This is a genomic window from Mesorhizobium sp. M7A.F.Ca.CA.004.04.2.1 (assembly GCF_004022825.1).
GTDB lineage: Bacteria > Pseudomonadota > Alphaproteobacteria > Rhizobiales > Rhizobiaceae > Mesorhizobium.
The window spans coordinates 1-2,180 of sequence record NZ_RZPH01000988.1 but is presented as its reverse complement, the minus strand read 5'-3'; the positions used below and the strand labels follow the sequence as shown (position 1 = coordinate 2,180).

The window sequence follows — 2,180 nt, the reverse complement described above, 5'->3', positions numbered from 1 at the left end:
CTCCCGCATCATGGCGCTGTCGCGGTCGCACGATCTGCTGGTGAACTCGGAATGGGCCGGCGCCAGCCTCTTCGACCTCGCCCAGGAGCAGCTCAAGCCGTTCGGCCACGAGGCGCGGGTATCGCTCTCCGGGCCGCTTTTGACCCTGCAGCCGAACGCCGTGCAGAATCTCGGCATGGCATTTCATGAGCTCGGCACCAACTCATCAAAATATGGCGCGCTGGCGAGCGAGGCCGGGCGGCTCGAGATCACCTGGCGGATCGTCGAAGGCGTTTCTGACAAGCGGGAAATTCATCTGGTTTGGGACGAGACGATGCCGGTGCGCGAGGGAGAGCGGCGGGACGAAAGCACGCGCAAGGGTTTCGGCACCGTCGTCCTGCAACGGGTCGCGCCGCAATCGCTGAACGGCTTGGCGGTGCTGGATCGCAGCCCGGGCCATCTCAAATGGTCCCTGACGGCGCCGCTGGCTTCGATCATCGTTCCGCAGCTCGGCGCCGACGTGCCCGAAACCGAAACGTCCTGAGGCCTTGAGGATTGGCTCCATCAACCTCCCTTTGGCAGATGCGTATTCAAAAGCGGCCGCATCCTTGCCGCACCTGGCCGTGGATTCAGGAACCGCGACCCGGTGGCCGCGTTGTGGCGTCAAGCTTTTGGAGGGGACATCATGGAACAGCTCGTCGAGGAATTCGGCCATTCCACCTACACCTCGTTTCCGGTCATCGCGGCGCGGCTGTTGCTGGCCACCCTCTATGGCGCGGTCATCGGTTTCGAACGCGAATGGCGCAATCGCCCGGCCGGACTTCGCACGCATATCCTCGTCTGCGTCGCCGCCGCCACCTTCGGCATCCTGACGGTCGAGATCGTGCACGCGCCGATGTTCGCGGGGGAATCGGTCAAGGTCGATCCGATCCGGGTGGTCGAGGCGGTGACCGCCGGCGTCGCTTTCCTCGCCGCCGGCTCGATCATGTTTTCGCGCGGCGAGGTGCATGGGCTGACGACCGGCGCCGGCATGTGGCTGGCGGGCGCGATCGGCGTCGCCTGCGGACTGGGTCTTTGGCAAGTGGCCGGGTTCGGCACGCTGATCGTGCTGATAGTTGCCGGCTTTCTGCGCCGGTTCGAACGCGGGCCCGGCCTTGCCGCCGGTGATGAAGGCAGTCAGGCAAAGGCGGAGAAGGAGGGGGCCTCGGCCCGATCAAAGGGAGGGCGAAGGTAATCCCGTTCGCCGAGAGATGCCGTGACTGGTTTCACCGAAGAAGCCGGCCAGCAGATCGGCCGTGCGCGCCGGGTTCTCCTTGGGAAAGAAGTGCCCGCCCGGCATCGCCTGGCCGCGCACATCGTCGGCCCAGCCGCGCCACAGCGCCAGCGGCCCGCCTTCGCCGGCATACCATTGCGCCAACGCGCCCTGACCGCTCCATAGCGCCAGCAGCGGGCAGCGAATGCGCCGGCCGGCTGCCTTGTCGGCATGGTCGTGCTCGCGATCGAGCGTGGCTGCCGCCCGATATTCCTCGCAGATGGCATGGGCGTGGGCAGGCGCGCGCAAGGCCTCGACATAGGCCTGACGCACTTCGGCTGGAAACGCCGATGACGACGAGCCCCAGCCGTTGAGCGCATTGTCGACGATCGCCTCGGCGGCGCTGGACAGGATCTTTTCCGGCAACGGCTCGGGCTGCGCCAGCAGCGACCATGGCCAATAACCCAGCGCCAGCCTGGCGTCGGCCCGGTCCCAGGCATCGGCGGTCGGCACGATGTCGAGAACGGCGAGCCTGTCGATGCTGCCCCGATGATCGAGCGCCATGCGGTAGGCGACACGCCCTCCGCGATCATGGCCGGCGACCATGAAGCTGCTGAAACCCAGCTTCTCCATCAGCCTCATCATATCGGCGGCCATGGTGCGCTTGGCATAGGGGGCGTGGTCGGGAGTGGATGCCGGACACGAACTGCGGCCATAGCCGCGCAGGTCGGCGCAGACGACGCTGAACCGGCTGGCCAGAGCGGGGGCGATGTCGCGCCACATCAGATGCGTTTGCGGAAAGCCGTGCAGCAACAGCAGCGGTGGCCCGCCGCCGGCGCGCAGGCAGAATATGTTGGCATCGCCGGTGTCGATTTCCGCGCCTTGGAAACCCTCGAACATGATCGCCTCCGGCACGCGCAACGGCGGCAAACGGGTTTGGTTGCAATGC

3 protein-coding genes are annotated in these 2,180 nt (G+C 66.5%); 2 read left to right on the top strand and 1 reads right to left on the bottom strand.

Translation table 11 applies throughout. The features are described 5' to 3' along the window. Both EN893_RS30210 and EN893_RS30205 read left to right on the top strand, forming a co-directional pair. On the top strand, nucleotides 1-523 hold a 523-nt coding region (locus EN893_RS30210; protein ID WP_164901245.1), incomplete at its 5' end, for a sensor histidine kinase. A gap of 141 nt (nucleotides 524-664) precedes the next feature. Beyond that, complete coding sequence (locus tag EN893_RS30205) at nucleotides 665-1,213, top strand: MgtC/SapB family protein (RefSeq protein WP_127271137.1); 549 nt, start codon at nucleotides 665-667, stop codon at nucleotides 1,211-1,213. On the opposite strand, the gene EN893_RS30200 is transcribed toward EN893_RS30205, so the two are convergent. Then, entirely contained in the window at nucleotides 1,193-2,131 is a 939-nt protein-coding gene (locus tag EN893_RS30200) for an alpha/beta hydrolase (protein ID WP_206517099.1), read from the bottom strand. The genes EN893_RS30205 and EN893_RS30200 overlap by 21 nt on opposite strands. Nucleotides 2,132-2,180: the final 49 nt, after the last annotated feature.

Excerpts from the sequence above, each read along its gene's own strand:
- EN893_RS30205 (WP_127271137.1), top strand. The coding sequence starts at position 665 with ATGGAACAGCTCGTCGAGGAATTCGGCCATTCCACCTACACCTCGTTT.
- EN893_RS30200 (WP_206517099.1), bottom strand. The coding sequence starts at position 2,131 with ATGTTCGAGGGTTTCCAAGGCGCGGAAATCGACACCGGCGATGCCAAC.